This is a genomic window from Sporosarcina sp. resist, from assembly GCF_014302295.1.
GTDB lineage: Bacteria > Bacillota > Bacilli > Bacillales_A > Planococcaceae > Sporosarcina > Sporosarcina psychrophila.
Window position 1 is genome coordinate 3,076,967 of record NZ_CP060287.1, and the last position, 15,991, is coordinate 3,092,957.

General features: G+C 43.6%; 17 protein-coding genes. 2 read left to right on the forward strand and 15 right to left on the reverse strand.

The genetic code is table 11. The features are described 5' to 3' along the window. Positions 1 to 190: 190 nt before the first annotated feature. The 3 genes from H7992_RS15210 to H7992_RS15220 are packed head-to-tail and all read right to left on the reverse strand — an operon-like array spanning position 191 to position 2,551. Entirely contained in the window at positions 191 to 1,192 is a 1,002-nt protein-coding gene (locus H7992_RS15210; RefSeq protein WP_187045149.1) for a D-alanyl-D-alanine carboxypeptidase family protein, read from the reverse strand. Further along, the gene (scpB, locus tag H7992_RS15215; RefSeq protein WP_067210465.1) at positions 1,189 to 1,800 is read right to left on the reverse strand and encodes an SMC-Scp complex subunit ScpB; all 612 of its coding nucleotides are present in this window, start codon (positions 1,798 to 1,800) and stop codon (positions 1,189 to 1,191) included. The genes H7992_RS15210 and scpB overlap by 4 nt, the downstream gene beginning before the upstream one ends. 1 nt (position 1,801) lies before the next feature. Beyond that, the gene (locus H7992_RS15220; RefSeq protein WP_187045150.1) at positions 1,802 to 2,551 is read right to left on the reverse strand and encodes a segregation/condensation protein A; all 750 of its coding nucleotides are present in this window, start codon (positions 2,549 to 2,551) and stop codon (positions 1,802 to 1,804) included. Between the two features lie 45 nt (positions 2,552 to 2,596). Between H7992_RS15220 and H7992_RS15225 the strand changes: the two genes are divergently transcribed. Beyond that, complete coding sequence (locus tag H7992_RS15225) at positions 2,597 to 3,109, forward strand: DUF309 domain-containing protein (RefSeq protein WP_067210470.1); 513 nt, start codon at positions 2,597 to 2,599, stop codon at positions 3,107 to 3,109. Here the strand turns inward: H7992_RS15225 and H7992_RS15230 are convergent, their stop codons facing one another. The 12 genes from H7992_RS15230 to H7992_RS15285 all read right to left on the reverse strand — a co-directional run bounded on the left by H7992_RS15230 (position 3,110) and on the right by H7992_RS15285 (position 14,949). After that, positions 3,110 to 3,475 carry a GNAT family N-acetyltransferase gene (locus tag H7992_RS15230; RefSeq protein ID WP_335339500.1) on the reverse strand — a complete coding sequence of 122 codons (366 nt, stop codon included), beginning with the start codon at positions 3,473 to 3,475 and terminating at the stop codon, positions 3,110 to 3,112. A gap of 505 nt (positions 3,476 to 3,980) precedes the next feature. Continuing rightward, a complete protein-coding gene (gene lysA / locus H7992_RS15235; RefSeq protein WP_187045151.1) occupies positions 3,981 to 5,309 on the reverse strand; it encodes a diaminopimelate decarboxylase in 1,329 nt (442 codons plus the stop codon). Positions 5,310 to 5,375: 66 nt separating this feature from the next. Further along, a complete protein-coding gene (locus tag H7992_RS15240; protein ID WP_187045152.1) occupies positions 5,376 to 6,827 on the reverse strand; it encodes a spore germination protein in 1,452 nt (483 codons plus the stop codon). A 4-nt stretch (positions 6,828 to 6,831) separates the two neighbouring features. Beyond that, on the reverse strand, positions 6,832 to 7,620 hold the full coding sequence (locus tag H7992_RS15245; RefSeq protein ID WP_067210478.1) for a SigF/SigG family RNA polymerase sporulation sigma factor: 789 nt from the start codon (positions 7,618 to 7,620) through the stop codon (positions 6,832 to 6,834). Positions 7,621 to 7,623: 3 nt separating this feature from the next. Continuing rightward, positions 7,624 to 8,070: an anti-sigma F factor gene (gene spoIIAB / locus H7992_RS15250; RefSeq protein WP_067210481.1), complete on the reverse strand. Its 447-nt coding sequence runs from the start codon at positions 8,068 to 8,070 to the stop codon at positions 7,624 to 7,626. Continuing rightward, the gene (locus H7992_RS15255; RefSeq protein ID WP_067210483.1) at positions 8,060 to 8,413 is read right to left on the reverse strand and encodes an anti-sigma factor antagonist; all 354 of its coding nucleotides are present in this window, start codon (positions 8,411 to 8,413) and stop codon (positions 8,060 to 8,062) included. The genes spoIIAB and H7992_RS15255 overlap by 11 nt, the downstream gene beginning before the upstream one ends. A 902-nt stretch (positions 8,414 to 9,315) precedes the next feature. Next, positions 9,316 to 10,614, reverse strand: a complete 1,299-nt coding sequence (locus H7992_RS15260; protein WP_231885839.1) for a pyrimidine-nucleoside phosphorylase — start codon at positions 10,612 to 10,614, stop codon at positions 9,316 to 9,318. Between the two features lie 14 nt (positions 10,615 to 10,628). Next, positions 10,629 to 11,822 (reverse strand): phosphopentomutase, encoded by a 1,194-nt coding sequence (gene deoB / locus H7992_RS15265; protein ID WP_067210491.1) that lies wholly within the window; start codon positions 11,820 to 11,822, stop codon positions 10,629 to 10,631. Between the two features lie 39 nt (positions 11,823 to 11,861). Further along, complete coding sequence (gene xerD / locus H7992_RS15270) at positions 11,862 to 12,761, reverse strand: site-specific tyrosine recombinase XerD (RefSeq protein WP_187047911.1); 900 nt, start codon at positions 12,759 to 12,761, stop codon at positions 11,862 to 11,864. A gap of 204 nt (positions 12,762 to 12,965) precedes the next feature. Next, positions 12,966 to 13,424 (reverse strand): ferric iron uptake transcriptional regulator, encoded by a 459-nt coding sequence (locus tag H7992_RS15275; RefSeq protein ID WP_067210494.1) that lies wholly within the window; start codon positions 13,422 to 13,424, stop codon positions 12,966 to 12,968. Between the two features lie 94 nt (positions 13,425 to 13,518). Beyond that, positions 13,519 to 14,034 carry a hypothetical protein gene (locus H7992_RS15280; RefSeq protein WP_067210496.1) on the reverse strand — a complete coding sequence of 172 codons (516 nt, stop codon included), beginning with the start codon at positions 14,032 to 14,034 and terminating at the stop codon, positions 13,519 to 13,521. A gap of 369 nt (positions 14,035 to 14,403) precedes the next feature. Next, the gene (locus tag H7992_RS15285) at positions 14,404 to 14,949 is read right to left on the reverse strand and encodes an NUDIX domain-containing protein (RefSeq protein ID WP_067210499.1); all 546 of its coding nucleotides are present in this window, start codon (positions 14,947 to 14,949) and stop codon (positions 14,404 to 14,406) included. Positions 14,950 to 15,019: 70 nt separating this feature from the next. On the opposite strand from H7992_RS15285, the gene H7992_RS15290 reads away from it, so the two are divergent. Next, on the forward strand, positions 15,020 to 15,922 hold the full coding sequence (locus tag H7992_RS15290) for an aldo/keto reductase (RefSeq protein ID WP_187045153.1): 903 nt from the start codon (positions 15,020 to 15,022) through the stop codon (positions 15,920 to 15,922). Positions 15,923 to 15,991 lie beyond the last annotated feature (69 nt).

Genomic DNA, 15,991 nt, shown 5'->3' on the forward strand with positions numbered 1-15,991 from the left:
GAAGTCTAGACACTGTTCCATGTCAAGAAACTTATACTTTCTTACCTTTGAAAAAATTATGTCACACTTTGTAGCAAATGAAAAGAAGACTGACCTATATGGCGTCAGTCTTCCCCAAACCGTCACAATTGCATATTTTCGATTAATATTCGCTTGAAGTTTGCTGTGTTTTTTGCCATTGGTAACAAGTTCATTGTTTTATAAGTACTTCCGTCGTAATAAGTGGCTCATTACTGAGTGACACGGTCCAATGCCCTGTACTTTTTTCATTTTTTCCACGGGGGATAATAATAACATTTGATAGTTTCGATTTCTCCCCTTTTTTCAATAACAAACGGATTGGCTTGGACAGTTCTGCTTCTACACCGGGTAGAATATCATATACCCCTTTTTTAGCGACAGTCACCAACTTGAATGAGGAAAACACGTTATTGGCCAAACTTTTATGTGTATTCCAGTCGTCACCATCGTTCAGAGTGACAACGATGATGTTTTTGCCATCTTTCTCGAAATAAGTTGCAAGCGTTCTGCCCGCGGCTTTTGTAAAACCAGTCTTTCCTGCAATCGCAGTCGATTCGGAATGTAGGAGGCGGTGTTTGTTACGCCAGCTATAAGCTTGATCCTTCCCCTGATAACTAAAATTCTTTGTGGTAGCAATAGTACGAAACTGGTCATTTTCCATAGCATAATGTAGCATGAGCGCTGTTTCGTATGCAGTAGACAAGTGACGTTCATCATGCAGACCTGACGGATTCGAAAAGACAGTATCATTCAATCCATACAACAGTGCCTTGTCGTTCATCAGGTCCACGAAGCCGTCCATTGAACCGCCCGCGTGTTCTGCTAACGCACGCGCTGCATCGTTGCCTGACCGTAGCATTAGACCAGTTAGCAGGGCATCTGCTTCAATCTTCATCCCTTGCGGTAAATAAAGGGACGAACCTTCGGCCGAAGCAGCTTGTGGCGAAATTATGACGTCTCCGGGCTCTGTAACACTTTCAAGGAACGTAAAAGCCGTCCAGATTTTTGTTAGACTGGCTATCGGCAGTCTAACGTTTTCATTATGACCTTCCAACAATCTGCCTGTATCAGCGTCAATAACGGCCCATGCTTGGCCGGACGCAGCGACTTCTTTCAAACCTCCGCCAACTAGTAACGTGAAAAATAGGACAACGATTATCGCCCGTTTCAAGAAATGCTTCCTCCTCCGTCATTTTCCATCGCAAACGCTTCTTGGAACTTTGTCATGAACAAGTCTGTTTCAACTGTCTCGCCTTCTTCTTCCTGCGAAAGGGGTGGCAATCCATTTAGTGATGCCAAACCGAAACGGTCCAGGAACAAGTCTGTTGTGCCAAAGAGAATCGCTCGTCCACTTCCTTCCGATCGACCTTTTTCCATTATGAGTCCCTTGGCAATTAGCGTATTGATAGGTCCCTCGGATTTAACACCCCGAAGATCGTCAATTTCAACACGTGTCACAGGTTGCCTATATGCGATAATTGCCAATACTTCAAGTGATGCTTGGGTCATGGATTTCGGAGATGGATTTTCCAACAACCGTTTTATATCTTCCGCGAAGTCAGCTTTCGTCACAAGACGATATGCCCCTCCAAACTGCTTCAGCATAATGCCGCTCTCTTTGCGCTCTTCATAACTCATACGTAGCCAGTCAATTGCCTCAGTAACCTCTGATTCTTTACGCTCAGCTAGAGATGTTAACTGTTTAATCGTTAACCCTTCATCCCCTACTATGAATAAAAAACTTTCGATCATCCCAGGCAAACGGTCTTTAAATTCCATTTCACTCATCCTCCCGTCGGTACGATACTGTCAAATCGTCAAAATTACCTTCCTGATTGACAATGATGTCCCGCCGTTTCATCAATTCAAGCAACGATAAAAAAGTTACGACAAGATCTGTTGTTTCGCCTTTGTCGAATAAGGAGTAGAAATCACATTTCCCGCCGCCCTTTTCTAGTATTGCCATAATTTCATCCATCTTTTCACTGATAGAAACTTCCGTCTTAGATATACTTGCTATCATAGGTGCCTTCAAACGTTTTCTGTTAAGCATCTTTTGAAACGCGCCAATTAAATCGAAAACGTTCAAACTTTCATCTGATTCACTCGCCACAATTTCACCAAACTCCGTAAGATCTTCGGGTGGTTTGGTAAAATGACCGGATCGCTCATCTGCAGACTCTTTCAGACTAATTGCTGCCTCTTTATATTTTTTGTATTCAATCAGGCGCGCAACTAACTCGTCACGTGGATCGTCTTCCATGTCAAAATCAAAGTCGTCATCAAACTCATCTCCTTCGTGGACTGGTAGAAGCATTTTGCTCTTAATTTCAATCAGCGTCGCAGCGAGGACGAGGTATTCACTTAACTCATCTAATTGCAGTACTCGCATCGCTTGGAGGTGTTCTATGTACTGCGCTGTCAGTTCCGCCATCGGGATATCATATATATCAATTTCAAGTCGGTTGATTAAATGCAATAATAGATCTAGTGGCCCTTCGAAAGCCTCTAATTTTACTTGATATGTCATTCGTGACACCTACCTATCTTTCAGACTATGGAAAGGGCTGATTACATGCATCCGTATCATCATCCGCTATTCGTAAATTTTATTGTTTATTTCAATGGCAATCAAGACTATTTTGAATGCCACGAAGTACTGGAGGAGTATTGGAAGTCTATTCCTGACAGCGATAAAGATCACCCGTTGACAGCCTATATCCTCCTTGCGACAGGAATGTATCATTGGCGTAGAGGCAATAAACCAGGAGCATCCCGTACACTTAACAAAGCAATGACAAAGTTTCCGACTTTCCTTGCTAACTATCCTAAATACACGGAAGAAATTGATTTTGACCAATTAGTTTACGATGTTACAAAAGCAGTCAACCGTTTGGAGCAAGATCTGCCATTCGAATCGTTCCCCATCACTATCCTATCAGCTAACGTTACTGACCTGGCTAGTAAGTTGGAACAATCTATGACACTTCTACCATTCGGCAGTGATGCTGTCATTCATAAACATATGCTCAGAGACCGTAGTGATATTCTTCGGGAACGCGAAGAAAAGAAGAAGGGCAGACGTTAATTAGTCTGAACCTTCTTCTTTAGGCTTACATTTCTGTATGAATAAATCAGTTTCTTCAGTTCCAATACATGTTTTATCAGGGAAGAGCGCTTGCAGCTTCATGACCATTTCTTGACCAATTCCTTCACCACGGAAAGATGGATTGACAGAGAGATGCTGTAAAGTGTAGTCTTCTTCCCCTAATTCGATGCCTATCAAACCGATGAAGTCCTCATCTTTTTTCAAAAGATATAATTGCCAACTATCATCTGTTTCATATCGTTGAATCCATTCCTGCAATTTCTTGACGGTTTTATCGCCGGGCATATAAGAAAGCAGCCCCATCGCAATTTTTTCGTACGTTTTCTTATAACGCAAAAGTATCAATTGAATCCCTTCTTTTCTGAAAACACTTTGGTCATTGGATAGAACTAACTACGTTTTCCAATGATAAGCAGTTTCCTTTATCGCGCCTTAAATGGGCAGTAAGAGCCCATTTATGGCCTATATATATTGACATACAGAAATCCCACCGTATTCGCTGCGGCGCTAGGGGATTCCTTCCGCCATCAGTCAGGCAGCTGCGCAGCCATTCTTTTGGCTTCTGCTACCCCTTGAAAGGCCGCCTTCGCTCAGTTTATATAGGTATTCATTTGTTCAATATATATAGTGATTTAATACATTAAGTGGAGGACCCACTTCCGGAAAAGCCAGATCAATCGGAACATAATCCCTGTGGCCGCAACTAACAATCAGTGGAAGAAAAGCCCCCTACTGATTGAAGTTTCACTTTATCGCGGATCAATAATTGGCATGACGAACTTCCAGTATACCGCTCCCCACATAATAGCTGCAACTACAATGAAGATGAAAAGGAGGATGTTGCGTTTTCTCAAATCCTCTCCTCCCGTCTTACTAGTTGCAACGGAATGTCTAATCTGACAATGTCTTCATAAGTTTCCCTGCGGACGACAAGCTGATGTTGTCCATTTTCACTGAATACAACTGCCGGTTTTGGAAGACGGTTGTAATTACTAGCCATCGAATAGCCATAAGCACCTGTGCAGAAAACAGCGATGATGTCTCCTTCAGTTGGATCAGCGAGTTGAGCCTCTTCAATAAGCTTATCACCGGATTCACAACATTTCCCCGCTATCGTCACTTTATCGACGTGAGGTTCGTTCATACGATTTGCCGAAACGGCAGTATATTTTGCACCGTACAACGCCGGTCGAATATTATCCGACATTCCACCGTCAACTGCGACATATTTCCGAATACCAGGCACTTCTTTTGAGCTACCAGCAGTATACAAAGTTGTACCTGCATCTCCGACTAGCGATCTGCCGGGTTCAATCCAAATTTCTGGCAATGGGTAGTTATGGCTCCGCGTCATTGAAAGAACAACCGTCGCCATTTCTTCGACATATACTGACGGTTCAAGCGGTTTGTCTTCTTCAGTATAACGAATACCAAATCCGCCACCTAAGTTCAGAACTGTGCAGATGAATTCATTATTATCGCGCCAGGCAACCATCTTATTCATAAGCGCCTCTGCCGCTAAACGAAACGCATCTGTTTCGAATATTTGAGAACCAATATGGCAATGCATACCTAACAAATTGATGTAAGGATGATTGTACAACTGAAGGAAAGCCTCATCTGTCTGGCCATTTTTCAAATCAAAACCAAACTTCGAATCTTCCTGGCCAGTCGTAATATAATCATGTGTAGAAGCTTCCACTCCCGGTGTTACACGGATAAGTACGTTCATAGACTCTTTACGAGATTCCGCGATTTCCTTAACCAGTTCGATTTCAGAAAAATTGTCAATAACGATACATCCTATTTTTTCATCAAAAGCATATTGTAATTCGGTAAAGCTTTTATTGTTACCGTGGAAATGAATTCGATTACGCGGGAAGTTTGCAGACACCGCTGTAAACAATTCCCCTCCAGAAACAACATCTAGAGAAAGTCCTTGCTGTTCGGCGATTTCGTAGATAGCAATAGACGAAAATGCCTTACTCGCATAAGCGACTTGCGCACGGATGCCCAACGATTCAAATGTTTTCTTAAAGGCGCTTGCCCGTTCACGGAACAAGGCAATATCATAGACGTTAAGTGGTGTTCCATAAGTATGTGCGAGATCAACCGTATCTGTGCCACCAATTGTCAGATGGCCACGTTCGTTGACTGATTGTGTTCCATATAAATGCATGTTGCCTGCCCCTCTCGAATTAGATAACTAAAATTTTATCATATAAAGAAGGGTTGAGGCAATGATCTAAGAGACACGGTCTCGATCAGGAGAATCCGTTATAAACGGTCTAGGTGCATCGGCAGTCATTGGAAACCTAATAAGAACACGTAACATTGCCTTTGGAAAAAATGGTACAGCGGGCCACAAATACGGTACCCCCATTGGCTTCAATGCACATAAGTAATAGAAAAGTACGGTTATGGACAAGAACAATCCGGGTGCTCCTAATAATGCAGTCGACAACAGAATACAAATCCTGAAGATTTTTGTCGTAAGACTTAATTCGTAAGAAGGTATTGAGAATGTGAAAATTGCACTTACCGCCACATATAAAACAACTTCTGGGGTGAAAAGACCAACGTCTATCGCTACTTGTCCAATGACAATCGCTGCAACAAGCCCCATCGCGGTCGACATCGGTGTCGGTGTATGAATAGCCGCCATTCGAAGTATTTCGATTCCGCCATCTGCGATAAGAAGCTGAACAAGTAATGGGATTTCCCCGATATCTTTCGGTCCTATATAACTGAGGAAATCGGGTAAGTAGTGTTGGTTCGTTGCGAGCAAGTACCAAAATGGTAAAAGAACAAGACTCATGGTAGCTGCAAACAAACGCATAATCCTGACAAATGTTCCAATAAGCGGGGCTTGACGGTATTCTTCAGCATGTTGTAAATGATGAAATAGTGGAGCCGGAACAAGTATAACAGAAGGTGATGTATCCACGATGATAGCGACATGCCCTTCCAATAAATGCGCCGCGCATATATCAGGACGCTCTGTAAAACGAACGAAAGGCATTGGATGAAACCGCTGTTTGAACAAAAATTCTTCAAGCGACTTATCCGTCATTGTCAGCCCATCATGGTGAATAGCATCCAGCCTTTCACGAATATAATCAAGATGTTCTTTACTTGCTGCCCCTTGCATGTAGGTGATTGTTACATCTGTTTTCCCATTCATCGTCACTTTATGCATTTCAAATCGTAAATCCTCAGTACGAAGCCGCCTTCTAATTAGCGCGGTATTTTGAATAAGATTCTCCGTAAATCCGTCTCTCGATCCTCTGACGACTTTTTCATTGTCAGGCTCTTCAGGTTGCCTGCCTGGATAAGACCGAATATCAATGGTAAACACATAGCCATCAGGCGTGATGAAGGCTGCCTGTCCACTTAATATTGAAGTAAGTAATTCGTCCCTATCTTTCACATTGGAAACGGCGTGATACGGGAAAAAGGAGAGGAATCGTTCCCCTCCATCCTCCTGGTTTTCGTCCTCTTTTCCTCTAGCCCCTTGCATTTCAGTCAATAAAGTCGTGATTGTTTCACTGTCTATGAGTCCATTAATATAAAGCAACAGAGCAGGCATATCCCAAAGATGCAATGATCTGGCAGTAGCATCGAACGTCTTGTCTTTACCGAAACAGGTATAGAACCACTCTTCCCCTTCATTCACCGATTGGAATAGCTTTTCCATTAGTTCAATCCGTCCTCACATTTAGTATAATTTCTTCCGAATCAACGCCCATCCATAATTTCAATTGGGCTAAAATTTTCTTTTCAAGCCGTGACACCTGGACTTGTGATATGCCAATTCTTTCTGCAATATCACTTTGCGTGCAATCCAAATAGTAACGCATATAAATGATCGTTTGATCTCGTTTATTTAATTTAGAAATGACATCCCGAAGTGGGATATGGTCGAACACTCTTTCAGACCGATCATCTCGCAACTGATCCATCAGCGTTAAGCTATCCCCTTCGCTTTCATATAGCTGTTCATGAAGTGATGCAGGATCACGTAAAGCATCAGATGCGAGAACAATATCGTCGACGGATACCTCCAAGACTGCTGCAACCTCTGAAATCGATGGCGATTTTCCATGCAATTTAATATAATCATCAGTTGCATGCCGGATTTTGAAACTAAGTTCACGGATGGATCGACTCACTTTCACCATTCCATCATCCCTTAGAAAACGCTGAATTTCTCCGACAATCATAGGTACCGCATAAGTAGAAAATTTCACTTCATACGACAAATCGAATTTATCAATTGATTTCATAAGCCCAATACAACCAATTTGGAACAAATCCTCGGGATCTGCGCCACGGGAAGCAAACCGCTGGACAATAGACCAGACCAGCCGCGTATTTCCCTCCACCATCATTCTTCTCGCTTCTTTATCACCTTCTTGAGAAACTTTAATGAGTTCTCTCATCTTTTCTTGGGTCAACAATGCAGGTTTCACTTCAACGGATGCGTCCATGGGTCACCTCATTCTGCTTGCTTCCGGGACCGGAGAAAACGTTTTCTCGAACTTGACGATTGTTCCATTTCCCAATACTGATTCGACGGACAAACTGTCGGCAAAGCTTTCCATTATCGTAAATCCCATTCCTGAACGCTCCATGAAGGGGCGTGTCGTAAACATCGGTTCCATCGCCTGTTCTACGTCAAAAATACCCATTCCTTCATCGCGGACCGTCATTGTAACTTTGTTTTCTTCAATCACAGCGCGGACTGTGACAAGACTCTTCCCATCACATTCGTAGCCATGAATAATTGCATTCGTCACGGCTTCCGACACAATGGTCTTAAATTCTGAAATTTCTTCAATAGTCGGGTCCAACGGCGTTATAAAACAAGTCATTGCCATCCTTGCCAGTGCTTCGTTTTCCTCAATTGCGACGAATGATAACGTCATTTCATTGTTCATGTAATACCCCTCCGATTTCACCGATCGCTAAATCGACCGTACTATGTCTTATATTTGGTCCAAGACCGGAAAATGTGAATATCTTCTCCATTGTCGTGGACGGATTCAAAATGAGCGTTTCCCCTTCCACAGGTGCTAAATCGCGCATCCTTCCAAGAATGAGCCCGATTCCTGCGCTATCCATGAAACCAAGCCTCGACAAATCCCAAATAATCGCTCGGACTTGTCCGCTATAAATAGATGAAGAAATGTGGGACCGGATTCGATTTGCCTCATGATTGTCCAATTCCCCTTGCAGTGTTGCAATTAAAATCCCATTGTCAATAATTTCGATGTCAGCCATGCTGAACCCCCTCCTTCCTGCGAAATATTCCACATTTGGAGACCGAAACCCTTTCGCCTGACAGAACTAGTCACAGTCAGCGTAAAGTTCTTATGTTTCGACATTGCCCACTACTGATGAAAGTATGTACGTCTTCCATACGATTTACACATCCGATAAAAAAAGAAATGTTTTGGGGCAGATATGCTCGGTTTGGCTGTGTGTATGATTGGGTGGGCTCGGATATGCTCGGGTGGGTTTCGGGTATGATCGGGTGGGGACGGATATGCTCGGTTTGGCTGCGGGTATGATCGGGTGGGGACGGATATGCTCGGTTTGGCTGCGGGTATGATCGGGTGGGGACGGATATGATCGGTCGGCTGAGGGTATGATCGGGTGGGCTCGGATATGCTCGGGTGGCTGTGTGTATGATTGGGTGGGCTCGGATATGCTCGGTTGGCTGCGGGTATGATTGGTTTGGGCTGGATATGCTCGGGTGGGTTGCGGGTATGATCGGGTGGGGACGGATATGCTCGGTTGGCTGCAGGTTTGATCGGTTTGGGACGATTATGATCGGTTGGGCTGTGGGTATGATCGGTTTGGCTCGGATATGCTCGGGTGGCTGCGGGTATGATCGGGTGGGGACGGATATGATCGGTCGGGCTGAGGGTATGATTGGGTGGGCTCGGATATGCTCGGTTGGCTGCGGGTATGATCGGGTGGGGACGGATATGATCGGTCGACTGCGGGTTTGATCGGTTGGTTGCGGGTATGATTGGTTTGGCTCGGATATGATCGGTTGGCTGCGGGTTTGATTGGTTTGGCTCAGATATGATCGGTTGGCTCCGGGTATGATTAATTTCAAAAAGCTACCCTATCAACCAAACTCGGTTGATAGGGTAGCTTTTATTTTCAACTACTATTTAGCCTGTAATCATGTCGCCTATAAGGCGCGGGCTTTCCACAGCTTCTTTTCCAATCGTAATATGTTTCTGGATCAGTGTCATGGATTGTTCTACAGCTTCAGTATTCGAATGGATAATGGCAAGTGGTTCTCCCTCTTGCACAGCATCTCCGATTTTTTTAGTAAGCACAATACCTACCGCAAGATCGATTTCATCATCTTTTGTTGCTCTACCCGCGCCAAGAAGCATTGCGGCAACACCGATGTCATCCGCTTCCATCTTCGTTACATAACCCGATGAAAGTGCAGGTACTTCAATCTGATATTTCGCTGTCGGTAATAGAGATGTATCATGAATGATTGCCCCATTTCCGCCTTGCGCTTCAATCAGTTTACCAAACAGTTCAAGTGCTGAACCGTCAGTAATGACCGCTTTTAACATTTCCCTAGCTTCCTCAACTGAAGTAGCTTTTTCGCCTGCAACAATCATCTTGCTACCAAGAACTAGACATAGTTCCGTCAAGTCTTCAGGACCATTCCCTTTTAGCGTTTCAACCGCTTCAATCACTTCAAGCGAGTTCCCAATTGCAAACCCAAGCGGCTGGCTCATATCCGAAATAACCGCCATCGTATTTCTACCGACTTGTTTACCAATCGCCACCATCGAATGAGCCAGAGCTCTTGCGTCTGCCTCAGTCTTCATGAATGCACCGTCACCCGTTTTAACATCGAGGACAATCGCATCTGCACCTGCAGCAATTTTCTTACTCATAATTGAGCTGGCAATTAGCGGGATACTGTCAACAGTTGCTGTCACATCGCGCAATGAATAGAGTTTTTTATCAGCAGGTGTCAAGTTGCCACTTTGGCCGATGACCGCTAATTTTAAATCATTCACTTGCTTGACGAACTGCTCTTCTGTCAATTCGATATGGAACCCTTCTATGGCCTCTAGCTTGTCGAGTGTCCCGCCTGTATGACCAAGACCCCTACCACTCATTTTCGCGACAGGAACGCCACACGCCGCGACAAGAGGGACAAGGATTAACGTAGTCGTATCGCCAACTCCGCCCGTAGAATGCTTATCGACTTTAATCCCTTCGATTGCGGATAAGTCAATCTGATCTCCAGATTCGACCATCGCCATCGTCAAATATCCCTGTTCTTCTGCAGTCATCCCTTTAAAGTAAATTGCCATAAGGAATGCACTCGCTTGATAGTCCGGAATCGAACCAACTGTATAGCCGTTCACAAAAAAGGTGATTTCTTCTTTTGTAAGGACTTCACCGTTTCGTTTTTTCTCAATTACATCTACCATTCTGAACAATTTCATCACACCTTTTCTTTTAATAAACGCAAGAAACTCTTACCAAACTCAGGCATTTCCACCTCAAAGTTTTCCGCAATCGTAGCACCAATATCTGAGAAAGTCTCGTTCAGTGGCATTTCCTCACCAGTTTTTAATGAAGGCGAGTAGACCACGAGTGGGACATATTCACGGGTATGATCCGTTCCAGGATAAGTTGGATCATTACCGTGATCCGCTGTAATAATAAGTAGATCGTCATCACGCAGTGATTCTAAAATTTCTGGCAACCTGACATCAAATTCTTGTAGTGCATTGCCGTAACCAAGCGGATCTCTCCGATGTCCAAATAACGCATCAAAATCAACGAGATTCGTGAAACTGAGGCCCTTGAAATCTTTTTTCATAACATCAAGTAATTTGTCGACGCCGTCCATATTACTCACAGTGCGAACGGATTCGGTAATGCCTTCACCGTTAAAGATATCAGCAATTTTGCCAATCGCCATAACATCATAATCCGCAGACACCAATTCATTCATCACTGTACGATTAAATGGTTTAAGTGCATAATCATGTCGATTTGTTGTTCGTGTAAAGTTGCCCGGTTCTCCAATAAATGGACGTGCAATGACGCGACCAACTAAATATTCTGGTTCCAATGTCAACTCACGTGCGATTTCACAAATCCGGTATTGTTCTTCAATTGGAATAATCCCCTCGTGCGCCGCAATTTGTAGCACAGGATCTGCAGACGTATAGACAATAATTGCGCCCGTCTCCATATGTTCCTGGCCAAATTCATCAATGACTGCGGTGCCACTAGCCGGTTTATTGCCGATTACTTTACGTCCTATTCTTTGTTCAAGTTCCGCGATCAATTCCTGCGGAAAGCCGTTTGGATATACTTTAAATGGCGTGTCAATGTTAAGACCCATGATCTCCCAATGCCCCGTCATCGTATCTTTCCCTACAGATGCTTCCTGCATTTTACCGTAAAAAGCAAGTGGTTCTTCCGCAACGGAAATACCTTGAATTTCCCTAATATTAGAAAGACCTAGTTTGCCCATGTTCGGCATATGCAGGCCTCCCATTGCTTCCCCGATGTGTCCCAGCGTATCAGCACCTTCATCGCCGAATGCAGAAGCATCCGGTGATTCTCCGATGCCCACAGAGTCGAGCACGATTAGATGGATACGTTTGAATTGTTGTTTCCCCATAAGTTAGTCCTCCTTAAAAATAATCTTTCCTGTAGAATTCTATGCTCTTGGATGGAATTTCACATAGACCTCTTTCAACCTCGAACGGCTGACATGTGTATAAATTTGCGTAGTGGAAATATCGGCGTGTCCGAGCATTTCTTGTACTGCCCGCAGATCCGCCCCGTTTTCGATGAGGTGAGTAGCAAAAGTATGACGCAATATATGTGGCGTCAACTCTTTCTGTATACCCGCTTTTAGGGCATGTCCATTCAACAGTTTCCAACAACCCTGTCTAGTAAGTCTTGTTCCCCTCATGTTGACAAATAATGCATCGGCACCTTTTTGTTTTTCTATAAAAATTGGACGTGCTTCTTCGATATAACGCTTACACGCCGTAATTGATTTCCCCCCGAGAGGGATAATTCTTTCTTTCCCACCTTTACCGAATACACGGACAAACCCCATCGTGAGATGAATATCATTCATATTAAGTCCAATCAGTTCACTTACACGCATACCTGTCCCATACAAAATTTCGAGCAACGCAGTATCTCTGACACCCTGTGGCTTTGAACGATCTGGCGCCTCGATTAGTCTGTCTACTTCGTCCATTGACAAAACACGTGGTAATTTCTGCTCAAGTTTCGGCAGTTCCAAATGGACTGTTGGATCCTGGGTCGTGACCTTTTCCCGAAGAAGGAATTGATGAAATGAACGGATTGATGAAATATGTCTGGATATGGTCCTAGCCGATTTCCCGCCTTCTTTCAATCGATGTAAATGCCCCACTATAACAGGACGATCTACGTCATCCAATGATTCGTAACCTGCCTGTTCCATATAGTCTAGATATTCGGCAAGGTCACGCTTATATGAAATAATTGTATTTCCTGACAACTGCCGCTCCACTTGTAAAAAGTGCATGTAATCTTCAAGCGCAAAACGGATGTCTTTCATAACAAGCGGGAAACAGAAAAACCGTTTCCATTTGCCTTTAATTTGAACAAATCCCTTCCCCCCTTCGATTGTTACAGGTTTGAGTCCAAGACAAAAGTGCTGGAATCTGAACGTGGAATAGCTTTTCCTCAAGTTTTCTACAGACCTAAATTTTATAATTTCCTACCCAACGACAAAAGGGACAGCATTATGCCATCCCTCTTCTTACTTCTCACCTTCATCTACATCCGATTTACATCTTTTGCAAATACCGTGAAACGTTAACCAATGGTCCTTAATAGCGAATTCAAAGCGACTTTCAACAATCTTTTCGACATCTCCGAGAAGATCTTCTTGAATTTCATCCACTGTTCCACATTCGATACAAATAAGATGATGATGGAAATGGGCAGCACCTTCCTGCCGCAGATCATACCTCGATACACCGTCACCAAAATTGATTTTATCGACTACCTTAAGATCTGTCAGCAATTCCAACGTACGATACACGGTAGCAAGCCCGATTTCCGGTGCTTTCTCTTTGACTAGCAAAAATACATCTTCAGCACTCAGATGATCTTCCTCATGCTCAAGGAGGACCAAAACCGTCGCTTCGCGCTGAGGTGTCAGCTTGTAGCTGGCCCCATGCAATTGTTTTTTTATCCGATCGATTCGGCTCTCCATACGACGCCCCCCTCAAACTGTATCCATTATAACAAATGGGCTTTCCTTATGACAACAGAAAGGGAGCAGACAGATAATTAAAGACGAAAATATTCTACTTTAAAATGAATTGAAAGACGATAATTTCGATAGCAAGTATGGCAATCGACATGCCGACAATCATCGGTAATGCGCGTGTATTAGGGCCTTTCCCCATCGTTGAACGCATAAAGTAAGGTGGACTTAGGATTGCGCAATACACTAAAAACAGAAAACAAATAAGAAACTGAAACGGAAACCACCAAATTGAATAAGCCATTATTTTCGTGCCTGAAGCTAGTAAATAGGAAGAAGACAATCCGAAAAGAACACATTTCACTGCTCCGAAAAGTAATACGGTGAATCTTGTTTTCCTAAACATCGCCAGTATAAACGCAATGATAAAAAAGAGTGCTGCCATACCCACAGGTTTTATATAACCTGCATCATGCCCTAGAACGACCCGAGCATCATAAAATGTAACTACCCTCTCTACCGCAGTTGTAGGCATCTCGCGAAATAAGAGCGCTCCACCGATAAAGCCAATTGCAAGAATGACAAATAAGTGGATGAACGATAAAGAACGGACCAAAGCTTCACCTCCGCATAGTTTATCCTGCATTAACGGTGACGGACAAGCCGACTAGAAACACCACTTCCTGTGGCATCATCGGCATTAGTACGTCAAAAGAACCCCATTTAAGTTTTGGCGTAAGAATAAACGTAAATGGGGGTCAACTGTCCGTAAAAGCCCGATTGGTTCGGGCCAACGAGGAGGAATTGCAGTTCATTCCTCCCTGTCGGTCACTCAGAAGGGAGGGATTGAAATTCATCCCTCCTTTTTGCCATAGAACACGGCGTAATAAGTCTGAGTCCTGCCTCAATCCGCGGGGGGATAAGACTTCCCCCATCGATTGAAGTGTCACCTTATACAACATATGCTTGTCCGTTCAAAATTAGGTCACTTTGTTAAAAGGTTTTTGGCATAAAGAACAGCGAACGCAGTTTTTGCATCGAAAATTTCTCCTGACACAACCATTTCTTGCGCTTCTACGAGTGTCACTTCTAGTAGTCCAATGAATTCATCTTCATCTCCCGCTGCCGGGTTTTCGATTTTATATAGATCTTGTGCTAAATACATATGAATTACTTCATCTGCAAAACCAGGGGACGTTGCAAAGGACTGGATATAAGTAAATTCTTTCGCGCCGTATCCCGTTTCTTCTTCCAGTTCGCGGACCGCCGTCACTGCCGGTTCCTCTCCCGGATCAATTTTCCCCGCTGGAATTTCAATCAGCGTACGTTCCAGCGCTTTTCTATATTGTTCAACGAGTACAATTTTTCCATCAGCAGTAATCGGAATGATGGAAACTGCCCCCGGATGTTTGATCAATTCACGTGTCGCTTTCTTACCATCCGGAAGTTCCACTTCCTCAACACGCAGTGTGATAATTTTACCTTCATAAAGTGTTTCACCTGAAATTGTTTTTTCTTCATATTTATTCATCATTTCCGACTCCTTTTTATGGATAATAGTGTGACGTCATTGTACCATGAACAAAACAGGGGGTGCTTTCATGAAGAAAAGAGAATTGGGTAAAAGCGGTCTATACATTTCCGAAATCGGACTCGGATGTATGTCACTGCCAGATGATTTAACCGAATCGAAAAACATCGTCGACGCTGCGATTCACTCAGGCATCAATTACTTTGATACAGCCGATTTGTATAATAGCGGTAAAAATGAAGAACTCCTGGGGTCTTCGATAAAAGGAAGACGGAATGATATTATCCTTGCGACGAAAGCCGGCAATAAGATGAATCCGAGTGGTGAAGGATGGACATGGGATTCTTCAAAAGAGCATATTATGGAGGCAGTCAAACAGAGTCTATTGCGCCTCGACACAGATTATATCGATGTCTACCAGCTTCATGGCGGGACAATGGAAGACAATGTGGAGGAGACAATTGATGCATTTGAAAGCTTAAAAAAAGATGGACTTATTCGTCAATATGGCATTTCTTCGATTCGTCCGAATGTTATTAAGCGATTCTTGGATACTAGTTCAGCAGTCTCTGTAATGATGCAATATAACCTGCTTGACCGCAGACCAGAAGAATGGTTTCCAACGATCCACGAGGCCGGTGCCTCTGTTATTACGCGTGGGACCATAGCCAAAGGTTTTTTAACATCGGAAGGTTTATCAAGAACTGCAAAAGCGAATGGATTTGTCGAATATAATGCGAGTGAATTAACACAAACAGTCCAAGCGCTGAGTGAACAATCAGAAGACCTGCACGCGGCGGCAATTGCTTTCGCCCTTCATGATAAAACAGTAGCGTCAGCCCTCGTTGGTGCGCGCACAACTGAGCAATTGCTCGATTCAATCATCGCTTACGAGAAAAAAACGACTGACGAAGAAATCACTCAGTTAGGGCATATCGCAAAAATACACAATTACAAAGAGCATCGCGTTTGATTCTCTTCTGAAGGAACAAACAAACAATTAACTAAATACATTACTGCACCTCAGATTTAAGGCATTTCT

What these genes read in the sequence shown, in the direction of transcription:
- H7992_RS15255 (WP_067210483.1), bottom strand. Translation starts at nt 8,413, where the DNA reads ATGGCTGACATCGAAATTATTGACAATGGGATTTTAATTGCAACACTG.
- H7992_RS15275 (WP_067210494.1), bottom strand. Translation starts at nt 13,424, where the DNA reads ATGGAGAGCCGAATCGATCGGATAAAAAAACAATTGCATGGGGCCAGC.
- deoB (WP_067210491.1), bottom strand. Translation starts at nt 11,822, where the DNA reads ATGGGGAAACAACAATTCAAACGTATCCATCTAATCGTGCTCGACTCT.
- H7992_RS15220 (WP_187045150.1), bottom strand. Translation starts at nt 2,551, where the DNA reads ATGACATATCAAGTAAAATTAGAGGCTTTCGAAGGGCCACTAGATCTA.
- H7992_RS15245 (WP_067210478.1), bottom strand. Translation starts at nt 7,620, where the DNA reads ATGGACGCATCCGTTGAAGTGAAACCTGCATTGTTGACCCAAGAAAAG.
- H7992_RS15285 (WP_067210499.1), bottom strand. Translation starts at nt 14,949, where the DNA reads ATGAATAAATATGAAGAAAAAACAATTTCAGGTGAAACACTTTATGAA.
- H7992_RS15225 (WP_067210470.1), top strand. Translation starts at nt 2,597, where the DNA reads ATGCATCCGTATCATCATCCGCTATTCGTAAATTTTATTGTTTATTTC.
- H7992_RS15290 (WP_187045153.1), top strand. Translation starts at nt 15,020, where the DNA reads ATGAAGAAAAGAGAATTGGGTAAAAGCGGTCTATACATTTCCGAAATC.
- H7992_RS15240 (WP_187045152.1), bottom strand. Translation starts at nt 6,827, where the DNA reads ATGGAAAAGCTATTCCAATCGGTGAATGAAGGGGAAGAGTGGTTCTAT.
- scpB (WP_067210465.1), bottom strand. Translation starts at nt 1,800, where the DNA reads ATGGAATTTAAAGACCGTTTGCCTGGGATGATCGAAAGTTTTTTATTC.
- H7992_RS15260 (WP_231885839.1), bottom strand. Translation starts at nt 10,614, where the DNA reads ATGGTAGATGTAATTGAGAAAAAACGAAACGGTGAAGTCCTTACAAAA.
- xerD (WP_187047911.1), bottom strand. Translation starts at nt 12,761, where the DNA reads ATGAAAGACATCCGTTTTGCGCTTGAAGATTACATGCACTTTTTACAA.
- spoIIAB (WP_067210481.1), bottom strand. Translation starts at nt 8,070, where the DNA reads ATGAACAATGAAATGACGTTATCATTCGTCGCAATTGAGGAAAACGAA.
- lysA (WP_187045151.1), bottom strand. Translation starts at nt 5,309, where the DNA reads ATGCATTTATATGGAACACAATCAGTCAACGAACGTGGCCATCTGACA.